General features: G+C 44.6%; 14 protein-coding genes and 1 tRNA gene. 4 read left to right on the top strand and 11 right to left on the bottom strand.

Translation table 11 applies throughout. The features are described from left to right. Window positions 1-4 precede the first annotated feature (4 nt). Window positions 5-2,215, bottom strand: a complete 2,211-nt coding sequence (locus BCY86_RS02135; protein ID WP_075276248.1) for a GumC family protein — start codon at window positions 2,213-2,215, stop codon at window positions 5-7. Window positions 2,216-2,357: 142 nt separating this feature from the next. Here BCY86_RS02135 and BCY86_RS02130 point away from each other — a divergent pair, with 142 nt between their 5' ends. Both BCY86_RS02130 and BCY86_RS02125 read left to right on the top strand, forming a co-directional pair. After that, window positions 2,358-3,317 carry a Gfo/Idh/MocA family oxidoreductase gene (locus BCY86_RS02130; protein ID WP_216636027.1) on the top strand — a complete coding sequence of 320 codons (960 nt, stop codon included), beginning with the start codon at window positions 2,358-2,360 and terminating at the stop codon, window positions 3,315-3,317. 31 nt (window positions 3,318-3,348) lie between these two features. After that, window positions 3,349-3,942 (top strand): acyltransferase, encoded by a 594-nt coding sequence (locus BCY86_RS02125; RefSeq protein ID WP_075276247.1) that lies wholly within the window; start codon window positions 3,349-3,351, stop codon window positions 3,940-3,942. Here BCY86_RS02125 and BCY86_RS02120 read toward each other — a convergent pair. From BCY86_RS02120 to mgtE, 5 genes are all read right to left on the bottom strand, one after another. Beyond that, window positions 3,939-5,366: a carbohydrate-binding family 9-like protein gene (locus BCY86_RS02120; protein ID WP_075276246.1), complete on the bottom strand. Its 1,428-nt coding sequence runs from the start codon at window positions 5,364-5,366 to the stop codon at window positions 3,939-3,941. The genes BCY86_RS02125 and BCY86_RS02120 overlap by 4 nt on opposite strands. Beyond that, window positions 5,363-6,979, bottom strand: coding sequence for a signal recognition particle protein (ffh, locus tag BCY86_RS02115; protein ID WP_075276245.1), 1,617 nt, complete (start codon window positions 6,977-6,979; stop codon window positions 5,363-5,365). Before ffh ends, BCY86_RS02120 begins: the two co-directional genes overlap by 4 nt. A 312-nt stretch (window positions 6,980-7,291) precedes the next feature. Next, window positions 7,292-8,851, bottom strand: a complete 1,560-nt coding sequence (locus BCY86_RS02110) for a phytoene desaturase family protein (protein ID WP_156864991.1) — start codon at window positions 8,849-8,851, stop codon at window positions 7,292-7,294. A gap of 129 nt (window positions 8,852-8,980) precedes the next feature. Beyond that, a complete protein-coding gene (purN, locus tag BCY86_RS02105) occupies window positions 8,981-9,613 on the bottom strand; it encodes a phosphoribosylglycinamide formyltransferase (RefSeq protein ID WP_075276243.1) in 633 nt (210 codons plus the stop codon). Window positions 9,614-9,692: 79 nt separating this feature from the next. Next, window positions 9,693-11,072 carry a magnesium transporter gene (gene mgtE, locus BCY86_RS02100; RefSeq protein ID WP_075276242.1) on the bottom strand — a complete coding sequence of 460 codons (1,380 nt, stop codon included), beginning with the start codon at window positions 11,070-11,072 and terminating at the stop codon, window positions 9,693-9,695. Window positions 11,073-11,224: 152 nt separating this feature from the next. Here mgtE and BCY86_RS02095 point away from each other — a divergent pair. Then, a tRNA-Gly gene (locus tag BCY86_RS02095) sits at window positions 11,225-11,296 on the top strand. Between the two features lie 50 nt (window positions 11,297-11,346). On the opposite strand, the gene rfbF is transcribed toward BCY86_RS02095, so the two are convergent. The 5 genes from rfbF to BCY86_RS02070 all read right to left on the bottom strand — a co-directional run bounded on the left by rfbF (window position 11,347) and on the right by BCY86_RS02070 (window position 16,432). Next, window positions 11,347-12,123 (bottom strand): glucose-1-phosphate cytidylyltransferase, encoded by a 777-nt coding sequence (gene rfbF, locus BCY86_RS02090; RefSeq protein WP_075276241.1) that lies wholly within the window; start codon window positions 12,121-12,123, stop codon window positions 11,347-11,349. A gap of 61 nt (window positions 12,124-12,184) precedes the next feature. Beyond that, on the bottom strand, window positions 12,185-13,276 hold the full coding sequence (locus BCY86_RS02085; protein WP_075276240.1) for a glycosyltransferase family 2 protein: 1,092 nt from the start codon (window positions 13,274-13,276) through the stop codon (window positions 12,185-12,187). After that, window positions 13,252-14,169, bottom strand: coding sequence for an NAD-dependent epimerase/dehydratase family protein (locus tag BCY86_RS02080; protein WP_172824773.1), 918 nt, complete (start codon window positions 14,167-14,169; stop codon window positions 13,252-13,254). The genes BCY86_RS02085 and BCY86_RS02080 overlap by 25 nt, the downstream gene beginning before the upstream one ends. A 38-nt stretch (window positions 14,170-14,207) precedes the next feature. Then, entirely contained in the window at window positions 14,208-15,449 is a 1,242-nt protein-coding gene (locus tag BCY86_RS02075) for a class I SAM-dependent methyltransferase (protein WP_075276238.1), read from the bottom strand. Beyond that, on the bottom strand, window positions 15,446-16,432 hold the full coding sequence (locus tag BCY86_RS02070) for an NAD-dependent epimerase/dehydratase family protein (protein WP_075276237.1): 987 nt from the start codon (window positions 16,430-16,432) through the stop codon (window positions 15,446-15,448). The genes BCY86_RS02075 and BCY86_RS02070 overlap by 4 nt, the downstream gene beginning before the upstream one ends. A 653-nt stretch (window positions 16,433-17,085) precedes the next feature. Between BCY86_RS02070 and BCY86_RS02060 the strand changes: the two genes are divergently transcribed. Next, a complete protein-coding gene (locus BCY86_RS02060) occupies window positions 17,086-17,283 on the top strand; it encodes a hypothetical protein (RefSeq protein ID WP_075276235.1) in 198 nt (65 codons plus the stop codon). Window positions 17,284-17,366: the final 83 nt, after the last annotated feature.

The raw sequence follows: 17,366 nt of genomic DNA, 5'->3' as shown, positions 1-17,366 counted from the left end.
TTCTTCAGGCAACAGAGACAGGAATAGACTCATGCTTATCTTGCCTTCTTGAATCCAGTTCAGATGAATAATAGTTGTAATAATGATAATATCCTCTTTCGCGGCTATTAACCGCGTTGAGAACAACCCCCACCACCTTAACGCTCACATCAGACAGAGCTCGCAAACCACGACGAGCTACCTGGTAGGTTGTTTTCCCAGAACGGATAACAAAAATAACACCATCTACTTTTGTAGCCATAAGGGCTCCATCTGTCACAGCAACAAGCGGCGGACTATCAATCAAAACAAAATCAAAGCTCTTTTTTACCTGTTCTAAGAAGGCATTAACTTTTTCCGAATGGACGATATCTCCCGGATTCGGTGGGATAGGGCCTGAAGGAATGCTCCAAAGCCCTTCCACTTCTGTAGGCTTGCTCACATCCTCAAAAGTAACATTCCCAATCAATAAATTAGTCAATCCAACATCCCCTTGGCGATTAAAGATAGCAGCCAAGCGAGGCTTTCTTAAGTCACCATCCACAATGCACACTCGATGTCCTGCCTGAGCAATAGCAATTGCCATTGTACATGCAGTTGTGGTTTTCCCCTCCCCCGACATCGAGCTCGATACCAAAAAGGAACGACATGGATTATCTGGATTCACAAACATCAAATTCGTTCTTATGATTCGAGCCGCTTCTGCAATGCCACCAAGTGGATAACGGTGTGCTATGAGAGATAACTCTTCTGCATCTTCTTGAATTTGTGCATTTGTCCGCTTTCTTAATTTTTTATCCTGAAAATACGAATGAATCTTTGTGGCTTCCCGAACATGAGGAAAAGAACCTAAATAAGAAGCTTTTAGTTTCTCTTCCACATCCTCCGGTGTCTTAATGGTATTATCGAGTGTCTGTTGGAGTACAATGACACTAACTCCTAAAATCAATCCTATCACAGCTCCTACGACCGCATTAACACCCACTCTAGGGGAGATGGGCTTTTTAGACTCCGAGGCATTATCTACAATCCGAATGTTATTAACATTCATCATACGCTCAAGATCAGCCTGCTTCATACGCTCCATGAGTAAAGTATAGAGACTTTCATTCTGCTTTCTGGAACGCTCGAGACGATTGTACTCAATTTCTTTAACACTGAGCTCGACTGCACGCTTTCGAGCATCCTCATAAAGCCTCAACTCCCCTTGTTCCTGACGCTCTAGGATTTGTAAATCCTTTTCAATGACCATCTGGATATTTTTGACTTCCGCAAGTAAAGTAGCCCGGCATTGTGCTATTTTTTCATTCACTTTCCAAACAGCAGGATAATTTTCACCCTTTCCTTCAGCTACCATCTCACTGCGCTCTTTGAGAGCATGCATGTATTCAGAACGAAGTGTTTGCAAAAAAGGATTATTAAGAAATCCAGATGTAATAATCAAATTGGGATCTTCAGAAGAGAGTTTAGCAAGCTCCGCTTGATGGGCCAAGAGTTCTTGCTTGCGGGTCCTGGTTTTGGTCAGGGCTTCCTCATAGGCCTGCAGCTCTAGCCGGAATACATTAGAGGCCTCATTGATAGAAGTGCTTGGAAGCTTGTTTTTTTCTTTAAAAAGATAAATGGATCGCTCATCCTCCTCTAATACTCTCTTCACTCGATCGACTTGCTCTCCGAGCCACAAAGAAGCATCCGCCGTAGCATTAATCGACTTCTCTAGATTTTGTTTCACATACGCTTGCACCACAGCATTACACAAATAAGCGGCACGCTTAGGATCAGCATTTTCCACTTTTACCAAAACAAGACGGCTATTTCTGATCGGCTCAACAAAAACTTGATGGCGGAGCGCATCCATCATATCGGCAAGAGAAATTCCCGTTTTATTACCAAAAGAAGACATAAAAACAGGATCGTTCTCCAAATCAAGCTCCCGTACAACACGACTTAACACTCTGTCAGATGTAATGATTTTATATTGTGTTTGGTAGTATTCTTGATTATCAAAAAAATTAAGAAATACGGGATATTCTTTATTGTACATCAACGGGGCAGGATTTGGATCAAATTCCACCATCGCTATTGATTGATACTTCTTTGGAATAAACCTAGAAATAAAAACCACCAAGCTGCTCATCATAATGACGGAAGCCAAAACAATCCATACCTTCTTAGCATCAATCTTTGTTTCCTTAAGGAAAGGAACTTGTTGAAAGAAAGAAAAAAAATGTTGACTCATTCATCTTATCCAAAACTAAAATACTTCAAATCCACCCCCCAAAAAAAGGATGCCACACACCAAACATTTTTATTTTATAAAGTATAAAAATTAATCTCTAATTAAATTCAATCAAAGCATTAAATACCATTATGATATTTCTATGATCAAAAATTTCGTGTTGCTAGGTGTAGCAGGTCATGTGGCTGCCCGCCATTTAGAGGCGATCCGAAAGAGCGGACATCGTGTGATCGCTGCTGCAGATCCGAAAGATTCGGTAGGGATTCTGGATCAGTATGATTTTGATGTTCATTTTTTTACTGAAACGGAGCGACTCGATCGACACCTTGAAAAATTACGACAGCGCAATCCATCCGAGGGCGCCCATTATGTGAGCGTCTGCTCCCCAAATTACTTGCACGACGCGCATTGTCGCCTTGGATTACGTTTACAAGCAGATGTTATTTGTGAAAAACCTATCGTCATCAATCCATCAAATCTAGATTCCTTGGAACGTCTGGAGGAAGAGACAGAAAAACAGATCTATCCTATCCTGCAGCTACGGTATCATCCTCAGCTTCAAAAGATCCACAAAATAACACGTGCAGAAAAACCACCTCAAAAGCATGAAGTACTCCTCACCTACATCACACCGCGAGGGCGGTGGTACCATATTTCTTGGAAAGGATCAGAGGAAAAATCAGGAGGGCTCCTGACCAATATCGGGATCCATATCTTTGATATCTTGCTTTGGCTTTTTGGCGATGTAGAGACCTATCAAGTCCATCATCTGGATAAAAACCGAGTCGCAGGATTTCTTGAACTTAAGTCCGCACACGTTCACTGGTTTCTTTCGATTGCCAAAGAAGACGTAGAACAAACGGGTACTCCCCCCTCAGCGCGACCCCTCCGCTCCCTAATTTTGGATGGAGAAGAAATCATAGACGTTTCCACCGGATTCGAGCATCTTCACCTGCAAGCGTATCAAGCGATTCTCAAGGGAGAAGGGCTTTCACTCCAACAGAGCCGCCCTTCCATTGAACTAGCCTACCGATTAAGGCATGCCCCTCTCCACTCAAACCATTCACCTACACATCCCTTCTTAAAACAAAAGGGCTTCTGAATACAGCTCTCACCCTCCACTTTCAGATGAGATGAACTCTTCTTCTTATTTCGCCCATGAGAGCGCCTATCTTGATCCCTCTTGCTATGTCGGAGCGGGCACAAAGATATGGCATTTTTGCCACATCATGGCTGGAGCCAAAATTGGGCAGGACTGCACTCTTGGGCAGGATGTGTTTATTGGGAAAGGTGTTGAAGTGGGGCACCGTGTTAAAATTCAAAACCATGTCTCTATCTATGAGGGTGTCATCCTAGAAGAAGACGTATTCTGTGGCCCCTGCTGTGTCTTCACCAACGTACTTTACCCGCGAGCCAAGTATCCACAGGAGTTCTATGAACCTACATTAGTGCGGCGAGGGGCAACCATCGGAGCCAATGCAACTATCCTATGCGGCAGTACTATAGGACCCTATGCGACCATTGGAGCAGGGGCAGTCCTTACCCGCAGCATTGTCCCCGCCTACGCTTTGATGGTAGGAATTCCTGCGAGACAAAAAGGATGGGTCAGCCAACATGGTTCCCCCCTCCCTCCCCCCGATCAGAACGGGATCATGATCTGTCCAGAAAGCGGGTGGCGCTATCACCTACTCGATCATCAAGTCAACTGTCTCGATTCCTCTGACTAAATGTTGTTCTTCCGAGAGGCTACCCAACGCACCTTACCAAATCGGGACACCTTATGAAAATTCCCCTGTCCTAAAATCGGAGACCAGGCCATCCCTCCGTTGTTTTTCATCGCGTATAGATTCACCCGCCAGATCTCTCCTTCATTGGGTGGCACCCTAGAGGCCTTATGGAAGGAAGACCAGGCGATTGCGGCTTCTACTGCATATCCCTTTTTCCCAGTGCCCAACAACCCTTTCCCCTCACGGACTCCGACTTGGCTGCGCATGATCAGAGACCAATCTTCATGACCAAAAGGTCCGTCGGGATCTGTTTTAGGAGTATTGTAGTTCTCGTAGTAGGTCCGGAAGACTCGGTTATGGGGATTGATCTGAATCTCATAATAATCCTGATTGCCATCCCCTTCACGAGGGGCAATCAGGATTTCTGCTGTATCTTTGAGCCAGAGCTTAGGTTGCCCTGTCACTGTCCAAAGCCCCTGCTGTTGAGCGGGAGAGGTAAATCCATCCTGGACTCGATCTGCTTGGATATCTATCAAAACATAAAGATAACCATCATCCCATGCTAACTTCGCAGATCCCTGAACAGGACTACTGGCATCGGGAGCCCCTGTCCCCACATCGACAAAGGCAGCAATAGTAGCGGCAGAAGCCCAAGCAGGCTCATTTGCCTGCCCATCCACCACAATGGATTCCCCTTCCGCAATACGCGGTACTTCTAAAATAGGCACCTGGTTGATAGCAAACCCATCTTTCAAGGAAGGACTACCCGGTTTTTCAACTTTAATAGTCCCTACAATACCTCGGTTATCGCCATCATTCGGACCAGCGATCACTTTGAGACGTTCTTCACCCCTCCACAAACCGACCACCACTGTCAGCGTGTTTCCCTCCCAATCCTCCGGAATCATATATGTCTGTTCATCCACGTAGACTTTTCCAGGTTCCCAAACTTCAGGCCCAAACCGTTGACCATAACGATTCGGCTCACGCAAAGACCCTACCCAATCCAGGTTATCTGTCTGGACACCTTTACCATTCAAAACGTGTGTAAAAAGGAGCCATTTTTTACCTACTTTCGTATTCACTTTCCAGTAATAAGTCAACTTGACCCGCTCCCCCGTTCGAGCCACTTCAGGGTCAAAACGATAGCCTATGAGCTCCACTTGATGATTCGCAAAGTCAATCTTGATCGGATGACTTCCACCCTCTTGAGGTAAAGAGGGCACCACATACGACTCGAGCACCTTTTTCTCGTCTTCCGAGAGCTTTCTCGATTTGCTGATACACCCCACAAAAAAAACATCGGCCACCAGGAGAATTAGTGTACAAAGGAGCCCACGTGTGACCCCAAGGGTCCATTCGCCTCGGATCCTATCCTGCATCCCTTTTCTAGACACACCTGAAAGAACGTTGTTTTTTTTCATCTTCTCCCTTTCCGCCTCGCCTCTTTTTCACGCTTGCGCTTCGCCTTGCGCGCATTTTTTTCTGCTGAAGAGAGAGATTTAACTTTGGTGAGGCTTTCTTGAGAACTCATGTTCCCAAAAGGGAGCCCTCCACCTCCCCCCCCCATCCACGGCAATCCCCCACCACCAAAGGGGGACCCTATCCCCGCTAAAGGCCCACCCCCTTCTAGCCCTTGAGCGATCTGCTTTTTTAAGTTTCTCACCATAGACAGCTGCTTAAATCCAGGCAGTTTATTGAAAAGCCCTGTTTGCCGCATAAAACCCGCCATCATCTGACGCATCACAAGAAACTGTTGCACAAATTCCTGAACAGCCTCCTCGGAATGTCCCGATCCCTTTGCAATTCGTTGGACGCGAGTAGGCTCACGGATGAGAACATACGGATCTTGCTTCTCAAAAAGAGTGAAGCTCTGAATCATCACTTGGACCCGATTCAGTTCGCGATCATCCAGTTTCGCATTTCCAGGGATTATGTCGCTGAGGCCAGGAATTTTTCCAATGACCTCCTGAAGCGGACCCATCCTCTGGATCACCTGAATCTGCTGTAGGAAATCATCCAATGTGAAGTGGCCTTGAAGCATGTGCATCGCATCCCGAGCCGCTTTCTTTTGGTCCACAACCTCTTCAAAATCCTTAATAAGACCTACGATATCTCCCATCCCGAGAATGCGACTCGCAATCCCGTCCGGTCGAAACTCCTCAAGCCTATCCACAGATTCCCCTACCCCAACAAAACGGATCGGAGCTCCTGTTACTTCCTTAACACTAACAGCTGCCCCACCCCTCGCATCTCCATCGAGCTGAGTGAGAATCACCCCCGTAAGCTGCAGCCTTTCATGAAATCCTTTAGATACTTTGACAGAGTCCTGACCGACCATCGCACTAACGACCAAAAACACATTCTCTGGCTGCGTAAGGGAATAGAGCGAGGCAAGCTCTTGCATAAGAGGCTCATCAATAGCAAGTCGACCTGCCGTATCGTAAATTACAATGTCTACCTTGCGCCGAATTGCATCCTCAAGGCCAGCCCGACCGACCTCGACAGGGGTCAACTTGGGATCAGAAAAGACATGGACCTGAATTTGAGCTCCTAAAATTTGAAGCTGCTCAATTGCCGCAGGGCGCTGAAGATCAGCTGCGACCAGCAATACCTCCTTCCCCTGCTTTTTGAGATAGCGTGCCAGCTTTGCACAGGTCGTCGTCTTCCCTGCCCCTTGAAGCCCAACCATCATAATCCCCGTCGGTCTACCCCGCTCTGCAAAACGAAGGGGAGGACCTTCCGAAGACATCAAGGCCACTAATTCATCATAGCAATATTTAATAAACCGATCCCCCGCGGTCACCCGCAACAATTGACCTCCCGTCCCCCGTCCTCGGATGCGGACGATCTCCCCCACTGCCTCTTCCTTAACCCGATGGAGGAAAGCCTTAACAACCCCAAGCTCTACATCTGCTTCAAGCAAGGAGGTACGGACCTCCTGCAGCGCTGTCTCAATATTCTGCTCAGTAAGCTCAGTAAGCCCTGCAAGCTTATTTTTGGCCTGTTTAAAACCCTGTGCAATCGCATCAAACATAAGCCATTCTTTAGAATATTTTAGAAGTGGCATGAAGCGGAAAAGCAAGTCATATGATTAAAAACTTGCTCGCATTTAAAACCACTTATCTTAGCGAAGCGATCTTTGAAGAGATGCTCCTCGCTTTGCCCCTCATCAATCCGGCTTTACCCCCCCTGTAACTAATGAAGGCCTCGAGATATTCATCCGAAGTTGCAGTTTTGAAGGGGATATTGCCGAAGAGGAATTCAACAGAGAAAAAGTCCTAAAGATATTCAAGAGCAAGGGCTTAACCGCTGCCATGCACTGCTTGAGGACTAGCCACCATTCAGACTACACTTCTATCCGCGTTCGCATGCTCCACTGCATTTTCGCACGCTGATGGTCGAGGCGAGCAATCAAGCGCGCAGTGCTCCAGGCTGCCAGAAGCTCACCTTCTTGCCCCAATGCTGGGAAAACACTAGGACCTACGAGAAACGCCCCCTCGAGGGGCGTCTGGATCGGGTCTGCCCCCAATGAATAAAACCAGGGTGCAGAGTCGATAACCCATTGGGGAGACATCGATTCTGCCCCTTTGCAAGCCCCTTCTTGGAGAAAAGATACACGCTCTACCCGCTTGCGCTCTCCACTTCGATAGTCCCATAGAGGGCGCCCATCGTGAGGAGAATCCACCACGAGGTAATGCATTTCCAGGAAGGGGATAAAAGACTCGACTACTGCCATCACAGCTTCACGTGCTTTAGGCAGGCAATCGAGAGAGGTGAGCAACACTTCAGCCACAAGAAGGGATACGTTTTCTCGAGAGCTCCGAAGAGGCTCTACTTGCAAGTGAACCCCATCAAAGAACCCTTCGGCTTCCCCTCTTTCGTGAGACCCTCTCGAGACGAGGAATAGCTCGGGAGCCATCGCAGGCGGGAGTGCCGCAGAGTGCACCCACATCGAAACCACAAATTTCCATCGAGTCGGATTCATTGTGGCCAACGGCAAGGATCTTACAGGAAGAGCTGACAATGTATCCGGCTCACCTAGTTCGAAAAGATCACGTCCACATAAACTTGTGAGAAGGAAATGCGTATGGATCACTTCCTCCTCCCCTTCCACGGTGATTCCTGTCACGCGACCCCGTTCATGGAGGATAGTGGACACCCGATCGCCCAACTGCACATCCCCCCCGTATCCTTGAATCCGTTCACACAGAAACGCAATACGTTCTTCCTCTCCACAAGGAAGAGCTCCGACCCCCTTCATCCACGCACCATAAAGCCGCAAGGCTGGGAAATCATTCTGATAGCAAGCAGCATATGTAGCAAACTGAACCGGCATCGAAAGGAATGCATGGAGAGGATGATGCGAAGGGAAATGCCATACGGAATCGAGAGAAAAGGGCTGCAAAAGAGAAGGAAGAGATCGAGCAGCTCGATTGATTTTCCATTTGTCCCATAAATGAGAGGGGGGCCATAAAATTTCCTGTTCCAAGGCTGGGTCACAGATTTCATTCAATCGAAGTATCTCGCTGAACCGAAAGTCAAGAGCAGCAAGAACCTCTGGAAATAGATGCTCTACTTCCGATCGAAACAGAGGGTCATCCGGATCCACATCCAACCTAAGATCAGGAGCACACCATTGAAAATGTGGATGCGCCCATTTGAGTCTTCTTTTAAAAGACTGGGATTGGGCAAGTTCTCCCAGAAACCGAGACCATAAGGGAGACACATAACCGAGAAATGTGGAAGCACGCCGCATCAGGTCCATTTTTTCATAAGCGTACGTGGGCTTCACAAAATCGTGCCCGATCACAAGAACACGCCATGAGCGACGAGCAAGTAATGCAGCTGCCACGAAAACGCCTAAGCCGCCTCCCAAAAGCACCACGTCATAATGCTTTTTCATCATCCCTATCCTTAAACCTCACATTCTTTTTTCTCTTGCTGCTCACGCGTTTAGTCTGGCACACCCATGCACTTGCGACTGGAAAAAAACCAGAAAGATCATGACTTGGACCCATATTCCCTCTTGTTACGTTCAGGAGGGAGAAATCAGAACCCGAGGTCGCTGCTTTTCAGACTGGAAAGCATTTTCTATGCGAACACGCCCCTCAGCAATCCACTGAAGCACTTGAGGAAGGAGTTGATGCTCAGCAGCTAGAATCCGCGCAGCAAGGGTTTCTTCGGAATCATCCGAAAGAACAGGAACGGCAACCTGAGCAATAATGGGGCCCCCATCGCATGATTGATCGACGAAATGGACAGTACACCCACTGATCCGAACCCCATAGCGAAATGCAGCCGCTTGTGCATCGATCCCAGGAAAAGCTGGCAAGAGAGAGGGGTGGATGTTGATAATACGCATGGAAAAGGCTTCCAAAAAGAACGGGGTGAGGATGCGCATAAAACCAGCGAGCACAACATATTCTACCTGCTCGCGGCGGAGTACTTTCAGGAGTGCTTCTTCAAATGCTTGGCGATCAGGATAAGCCCGATGATCGATAACTTTATGCAGAATACCTGCTTCTCTGGCACGCTCAAGCCCATGGACACCAGCTACATTGGAGATCACAGTACAGATCTTAGCATTCAGTCGGCCCGCCTCAATAGCATCCACAATTGCCTGGAGATTGGTCCCTCTTCCAGAGAGCAATACGCCTAGTTTCAACATATTTCTCCTCTTTGGACTGGAAAGCAAACCGGCAGGAAAGGAATAGAAAAGGAGTTGGATTTTACCATATCGGTCCTTTTTAAGGAACCCCCATAATAACCTCTGTCATGATCCAATTAGCAACTTGAGCGAATACGATAATCCCCAATACATCGACAAGGCTAGCAATAAAAGGGGTTGAGCTCATCGCTGGGTCGAATCCAAGGCGCCTCAAGACCATAGGAAGCATCGAGCCCACTGTACATCCTGTTGCCACGATTCCCACCAAAGATAATCCAATTGTCAAGGCAAAGGGGACGTGCTGGTCTTTGTACATCAACACGCGCACAAACCCGAGCATACCCAAGATAGTCCCAAGCACAACCCCCATTGCCGTCTCTCTCAAGAAGATACGCCACCAATCTTTCCATCCGATTTCACCTACTGAAAGACCACGGATAACCAGCGTTGCTGATTGAGAGCCAGAGTTTCCACCTGCTGAGATGAGCAGAGGAATGTAGTAGGAAGCGCCTTTGATCGCTTCAAAGATAGGGTCGTAATAACGTAAAGCCGTCTGTGTAAAAAACTCTTCACAAAAGAGAACGATAAGCCAAACTGCCCGTTTACGAATAAACTGCCAGAAGGTGGTGTGAAAATAAGGCACTTCAAGTGGCTCAACACCCCCTATTTTTTGTACATCTTCTGTCTGCTCCTGCGTTAGCACGTCGATGATATCGTCAACCGTGATCACGCCTAAGAGAACACCCCGCTCATCCACAACAGGCATGATATTGAGGTCATAACGCGCCATCTGTCGCGCCACATCTTCCTGATCCATCTCGGGCGGAACGCTCATCATATGCGCGCTCAGCACAGAAGAAAAGGGCTGTTCAGGCGAAGCGAGCAAGACCGCGCAGACTGAAGCGCTCCCCTGAAGATGATGCTCTTCATCCACCATATAAATGTGAAAGGGGGGTTCTTCTCCCTCTTTGCTGTGCGCTCGAATGGCAGCCACCACGTCTTCTACTTTAGCCGCAGGTGATGCCGAGAGATAACTCGTCGTCATCAAATGACCTGCACTTGTTTCAGGCCATTTTTCAATGATCCGAACATCCTCTGCAGCCTCCGGATCTACACACTCTAGCGTCCGCAGAAGCTGATCCCCGATCTCCTCTGGCAACACACGAAACAGATCTGCCCGCACATCGGAAGCCATCTCACTCGCGATATGAGCCACAAATTCAGGTTGCATATGCGGAACAAGGCCTTCCTGCTCATACCCTTCAAGACAAGTAAAAATAGAAGCCGCATCTTCTACTTTCATACGAGACAAAAGGGCAGCAGCTTCATGGGGATCCAATTCAGCGATCAGATCCGCTAAATCCTCCGCATGAATCTCCTCAAGCAATACACGGACTTCCTCAGGATCTTCTTTAAGAATCTGTTTTAAATCAGGAGCCAGTAAAGTGCCAAGTCGCATAGCATCGCAGCACCTTAGTACTGTTCATCCCAATTGGATCTTTTTTTTGCAGTCTATTGAAACTAATAATTGATCAGATGTTATCTTCATTTTTTTGTTCAAGAGGCCGTTGACACATTGACCTTATCATGAATAATAACTGAATGTCTACTGCGGGAGTAACTCAGCGGTAGAGTGCCACCTTGCCAAGGTGGACGTCGAGGGTTCGAATCCCTTCTCCCGCTCATTTTAATACATAGTGTTGATTGTAGCTCATGTAGTTTACATAACTTAGCTACTCCCAGACTTTCCATGATGGAGAGCCTGCATTCCACATTTTTTGAAGTATCTTCAGATCACGTAATGTATCTACACATTGCCAAAAATCATGATGACAATAAGCCATTAGCTGCCCTTCAGCTGCAAGACGCTCTAAACAATCAATTTCAAGAATTGCAGAGTCGCTATCTAAATACTTGACGACATCAGGCTCCAACACCATAAACCCCCCATTAATCCATCCCTCACCAATTTGTGGTTTTTCTGTAAAATTAACTACTTTTCCATCATCGATTGTAAGTCCACCAAATCGAGATGGAGGTCGTACTGCCGTTACAGTTGCAAGTTTTCCATGTGAACGGTGGAACTTAAGTAGTTGATTCAAGTTAACATTACTGACAGCATCACCATACGTTAGCAAGAAAGTCCTCTCTTTTATCCATGGTAGGAGCCTTTTAAGTCGACCCCCTGTCATGGCAGCAATTCCCGTATCAATTAAGTGAACACGCCATTTTTCACATACCTCAGCATATGGCTGCACTACTTTTGCAGTCAAATCAATCTTAATATAATCACTTGAAAGCCAATGGTATTCAGCAAAAAACCTCTTAATAATCTCCCCTTTGTAACCAAGAGCAACAAAAAATTCATTGAAACCATAATGAGAAAAATATTTCATGATATGCCACAAAAGTGGACGTTCACCAACTTCTACCATTGGCTTTGGTTTGGTTTGTGTTTCTTCAGCAAGCCGTGTACCTAATCCCCCAGCAAGAATAACAACTTTTTGCATATTTCATCTCACAGAAAGTTCTTCTCTATAACAGATAAAATTTACATCAACAAAACTATAACTATCTATGCTTTTCTTTTAACAAATTTTTCTTTAAGAGCGTATCCACCCAGTAACTTCTAACTATTTTCTTTAAAATCAAAAATGCATATGACAAAAGAAAAGAATCTCGAATATAAAGCCAAGCCTCTCCACGCAACCTATTCAGGATTAGATTTGGCACCCCAACATTTTGCAACTGCTTAAGACAAATTTCCATCTCATCTAGCGTCTCCGATATACTCCATGCATAAAGAATTCTTATTAATCGATTCACCATCCAGATCCAACACAACTTTTGAACGAATTTACGTTCAGCCGGCCACCGCTTTTTAAGACCTTTAAGATATTGATCACATAATTTATCATACGACACTATAGCTGACACTTTTGTTATAAGTTGTGAGGTTTGCATCGAATGCCCTCGATACTTCCAAAGTAAATCCGAAACAAAGCCTACATTCCAATTTTCAGCTATCCTCATCAATATGATTCGGTCACCCCCCTCAGGTGGAATGCTTTCATCGAATCCTTCCACTTCCATTAACGCTGCACGTCGATAGAGATACCCAGGGGTACTAAACACATCTGTCCCTGTCAGGATCGTCTCCCCAATGAAACGCCGACCAGACAAAATACATGTTTTTGGACGACATGAGCGTATAATTTCTCCATCTTTCTTGATCCACTCAAAATTGCTATTAACTAAACCAACACTTGAATTATTTTCAAGAAAACGGACTAAAGATTCAAGATAAAGTGGTAAATAAATGTCATCATCATGAAAATAAGAAATATATTTTCCTCTTGCTTCTTTTAATCCTTTATTAAAATTAGCAAACATAGGCAATCTAATTTCTGATCTAACAATGCGGACACGTTTATCTACATCAACATAATTCTCAAATAATTTAACAGCATCCATCAGACTCGCATTGTCGAGTATAAGCACTTCATAGTTTTGATATGTTTGCTCTTGGATTGATTTAATTGTTTCAGGCAAGTATGCAAGCCGACCAATTGTGGGAACACATATTGTAACTAAAGGCTGCTCCTCTTCACCATTACACTCCTTGTAAAAGGATATACTCATATCGCAGCTTTCTGCCACCATTCAATGGTAGCCTTTAGTCCTTCTTCTAAACCAAACCGAGACTTCCAATTTGTTTGGTTTCTTAATTTATCAATATTAGCACAAATAAATAGAGGCTCTTCTGTTTCTTTGCTTTTATTTTTTACACCATATTTAATTAATTTTGATCCATGAAAAGACCTTGCCAAGATATCAACTATCTGCCTTACTGTAACTGGTTCTCCCGAACCAACATTAATAGGTCCTTGTATGCGATGGGCGATGACTGTGTAAATCGCTGAAACTACATCATCTATATAAAGGTAATCACGCATTTGATATCCTTCGGTTAATTTAACAAATTCTCCTCGCAGAAGGCTAGAAATAACATGGGGTACAAGTCGATTTTCTGATTCATATGGGCCATACATATAAAATGGGCGAATCCAAGTTAGATTCACTCCACGAATAGATGCCCACTGTGTCAACATCTCAAACAAAGAATGTTTACATGCAGCATACAATGAATTTGGCTTAAGAGGCGTATTCTCTGCTAAATATCCAACTGTAGTATCGTATTCAAGGCACGTCCCTGTAACAATCAATCGATGGCAACCTACTTCAAATAAACATTCAGCAAGATGCATTGTTGCATCGACATACTGGATGTTTTCGATCCCGTTTATATGACCTCCAGCAACAGGACACCACGCAAGATGAATACATACCTCTGGCTGACACCGATTAAACGCAATACGTACGGCCTCTCGATCCAAGAAATTAGCTTCAATCACATGCGGAATCAACCCTACTTCATCATTAAATCTTCGCCTTTGCTTGCTCTTTGGACGCATTAACACATAAACTGTATGTCCTTCTTTTATAAGCCTCTTAGTCATGTGGATACCTATAAAACCAGTAGCACCCGTAACCATGAATCTCATATTGATTCCTTAACGATTAAAAGATTCATTTATACAATCTTGATTTCTGGAATAGGAAAAATAAAATGACCTCCTCTTCTTCTATAGGAAGCCTGCTGCTGGAGCACTTCTTCAGAAAAATTCCACACAAGTAAAACGATATATTCTGGCATTAGTTCTTCAATTTTTGCAAGAGAGAATATCGGTATACGCACTCCAGGCATAAAGCGATTTTGTTTATATACATTTCGATCAACAACAAAATCAATCCACTCTTTCCCAATTTCAAAATAATTCAATAGAGTACTGCCCTTAGCCGCAGCTCCATACGCAGCAATCCGCTTACCCCTTCGCTTTAAGTCTTGAATTAAATTTCGAAATTCTATTTTTAATTTCAACGCGCGATCCGAAAATCCAGAATAAATTTCTTTTTTTAGCAAACCCCACCTTATTTCTTCATCCAGCAAAGCCTGAACGGACGCTTGTATAGAAACTTCCACATCATGTTTCACAAACAAACGCAATGAGCCACCGTGAATTGGAATTTGTTCTACATCAACGATCGATAGCTCGTGGCACTTCATAAGATAAACAAGCGATGTCAATGAAAAATAACAAAGATGCTCGTGGTAGATCGTATCAAATTCACATTGTTCTATTAGTTTCTTTAAATAAGGGACTTCAATAACACACAAGCCGTCTTCTTTAAGTAAAAGCCGAACCCCTTCTACAACACTGTGCAAGTTAGACACATGAGCCAAAACATTATGCATATGGATAACATCTGCCTTCTGGCCCTTTGCAGCTAGATCGGCAGCTAACGATGTGTCAAAAAATTCCGTTATCGTGGGTATTCCCAGTTTCTCACGCGCTAATCTAGCCACATTCGTGGCTGGCTCGATACCTAGTACAGGGATCTGACTTTTCTTGTAGTGCTGAAGCAAGTATCCATCGTTGCTCGCTATCTCCACCACAAGGTTACCGTGACTTAAGGATTTCATGTGAATTATGCGTTCTACCAATTCAGATGCGTGGCGAAGCATCGTATCTGAAAATGATGAAAAGTACAGATATTCACGAAAAAGCACTTCAGGAGCTACCGTCTCTGTAATTTGAACTAGAGAACAAGATGGACATCGCACAAGGTCCAATGGATATGTTAATTCTGGCTTATCTAACTCTTCATAAGTAAGCAACAAGTTCGCTAGCGGCATTCTCCCAAACGATAGAACATCCTCAAGCAGTTCATCCCCACAGATACGACAAGCGTATTTTCGACTAAGATTGCTCATGCTCTATTCCCTAAGAAATCAGCATACCAGGCAATAGTCCGCTCAAGCCCTTGCCCTAGGGTGAATAGAGGGTTCCACTGAAGCTCTCGCCTTGCTTTTGCTGAACTAAGATACTGATGTTGTATCTCATGGCTTGCTGTATTTTGAATATAAGGCACCAAATTTGAATTCATTAGTTTTGAGATCTTCTCCACAAGCTCCAAAACAGTGATTTTTACATCGTTTGAAAAATTAAAAGCATGGCCTACGAGTTCCCTACGAGCTGCCAGTTTTTCTGCCAGAAGAACATACGCAGCAGCTCCATCTTCTACATAAAGGTAATCTCGAACACATGTTCCATTCGAGCGAATGATCGGTGCCTGCGATCGAAGAATAGACCTGATCGTGCCTGGGACAATTCGATTCCAATTTAAATCTCCACCCCCATAGAAATTACCACATCGTGTGATCACTACAGGCAGTTGATACGTTTGGGTGTAAGATTGTACGATTAGATCAGCACACGACTTACTAACATCGTACGGATGAGAGCCACGCAATGGCATATCTTCTGTGTATGGAAGTGTATGTCCTTCGCCATAGGCTTTATCTGAAGACGCAACAATGATCTGCTGCACTTGAGGGCTACGCCGACACGCCTCAAGCAAAGACCAAGTTCCAGCTATGTTGCTCTCAAATGTAGAGATAGGATTTCGGTTGGCAACAGGCACAACTGTCTGAGCTGCCAAATGAAATACCGTATCAATTTCATATTCCCCCAATAGACGCTCAAGTAAGTTCTGATCGCGCACGTCACCTCGCACAACTTTTACATGTTGAATCGCCTGACTGCGAACAAGCTCCGCCTCAGGGATCCAATCCCGAATTAAGCAGATCACACCAGCACCCAGATCAAGAAGTCGACGAATTAACCAAGAGCCAACTAACCCCGTCCCTCCGGTGACGAACGTAGGCCGATCCCTCCAGAAACCAACTTGAACCATCTTTTACTGATTAATGCAGCTTTTCAATCTAGACAAGCAAACGTTATTCTTTCTTTCCATACAATTTAGCATTTATCAAAAAAATTATATCATTTATCGAACTAACAGGTTGTATGAAGAAGAGCACCTATACAACGTCCCGGATTTTCTCGCACAAGCCAATGATAAAGCTCTTTTGTTCGCTCGGTCTGTTTAATATACATTTCGATGTCTTCACTTCTCTAGAAGAATCTTTGACAACCATTGTTTCACACTTTAAGTCGATAATATAGGGCTGTTCTGATTTCCAGAGAGACTCTCCATCTCTGTCTCACTCAAGGCTCACGTCATTGGTTTCCAAAAGAGAACTTAGGTTCCTGCTTCAGGCTATCCTTCTACCTATTATGCTCCCCGGAATCATTCTTCGCTCCATTGTTAAGACAAGAAAAAAAGATTGCGATATAAAAAAATCTGCTTTCTTTAACAGATAACCTTTTATCGAATTTAATAATTAGATTAATATATTAATTGTTCTTTCAAACAACCAAAATTTATCCTCTGCGAACAACCAAATGATAAGCATTAAAAATCACTTTTCTTCCCTTTCATTCTTCCTTCCCATACATGGTTTTTTAAAAGAAGCCATATCCAGTGTGGTGTAAGGAGGGTAAGTTATGACTACTTTAACTAGGCTTGCAATCGATCCACATCAGTACCAAATCACTCATCTATTTAAAAACTTCTTCTCGCAAAAAGAACCAATGCAAGAATACAGGGATAGAATACTTCCCCCTCTAGAAATTTGTGAAGGAGAATATAACTATACGATACGGACCGAGCTGTTCGGGATGACAGAAGTGACGTCCAATTAAAAGTTGAGCATCAAGTACTTACTCTCCATGGAGAAGAGCGAAAGGAAGGGAAAGAAAAGGCATATCGGTATACTGAAAGATAG

The sequence above is a fragment of the Pajaroellobacter abortibovis genome, from assembly GCF_001931505.1.
GTDB lineage: Bacteria > Myxococcota_A > Polyangia > Polyangiales > Polyangiaceae > Pajaroellobacter > Pajaroellobacter abortibovis.
The sequence above is the reverse complement of the archived record's forward strand: the minus strand, read 5'-3'. Positions and strand labels throughout refer to the sequence as shown.

Excerpts from the sequence above, each read along its gene's own strand:
- BCY86_RS02135 (WP_075276248.1), bottom strand. The coding sequence starts at position 2,215 with ATGAGTCAACATTTTTTTTCTTTCTTTCAACAAGTTCCTTTCCTTAAG.
- BCY86_RS02130 (WP_216636027.1), top strand. The coding sequence starts at position 2,358 with ATGATCAAAAATTTCGTGTTGCTAGGTGTAGCAGGTCATGTGGCTGCC.
- BCY86_RS02125 (WP_075276247.1), top strand. The coding sequence starts at position 3,349 with ATGAACTCTTCTTCTTATTTCGCCCATGAGAGCGCCTATCTTGATCCC.
- BCY86_RS02120 (WP_075276246.1), bottom strand. The coding sequence starts at position 5,366 with ATGAAAAAAAACAACGTTCTTTCAGGTGTGTCTAGAAAAGGGATGCAG.
- ffh (WP_075276245.1), bottom strand. The coding sequence starts at position 6,979 with ATGTTTGATGCGATTGCACAGGGTTTTAAACAGGCCAAAAATAAGCTT.
- BCY86_RS02110 (WP_156864991.1), bottom strand. The coding sequence starts at position 8,851 with ATGATGAAAAAGCATTATGACGTGGTGCTTTTGGGAGGCGGCTTAGGC.
- purN (WP_075276243.1), bottom strand. The coding sequence starts at position 9,613 with ATGTTGAAACTAGGCGTATTGCTCTCTGGAAGAGGGACCAATCTCCAG.
- mgtE (WP_075276242.1), bottom strand. The coding sequence starts at position 11,072 with ATGCGACTTGGCACTTTACTGGCTCCTGATTTAAAACAGATTCTTAAA.
- rfbF (WP_075276241.1), bottom strand. The coding sequence starts at position 12,123 with ATGCAAAAAGTTGTTATTCTTGCTGGGGGATTAGGTACACGGCTTGCT.
- BCY86_RS02085 (WP_075276240.1), bottom strand. The coding sequence starts at position 13,276 with ATGGTGGCAGAAAGCTGCGATATGAGTATATCCTTTTACAAGGAGTGT.
- BCY86_RS02080 (WP_172824773.1), bottom strand. The coding sequence starts at position 14,169 with ATGGTTACGGGTGCTACTGGTTTTATAGGTATCCACATGACTAAGAGG.
- BCY86_RS02075 (WP_075276238.1), bottom strand. The coding sequence starts at position 15,449 with ATGAGCAATCTTAGTCGAAAATACGCTTGTCGTATCTGTGGGGATGAA.
- BCY86_RS02070 (WP_075276237.1), bottom strand. The coding sequence starts at position 16,432 with ATGGTTCAAGTTGGTTTCTGGAGGGATCGGCCTACGTTCGTCACCGGA.
- BCY86_RS02060 (WP_075276235.1), top strand. The coding sequence starts at position 17,086 with ATGACTACTTTAACTAGGCTTGCAATCGATCCACATCAGTACCAAATC.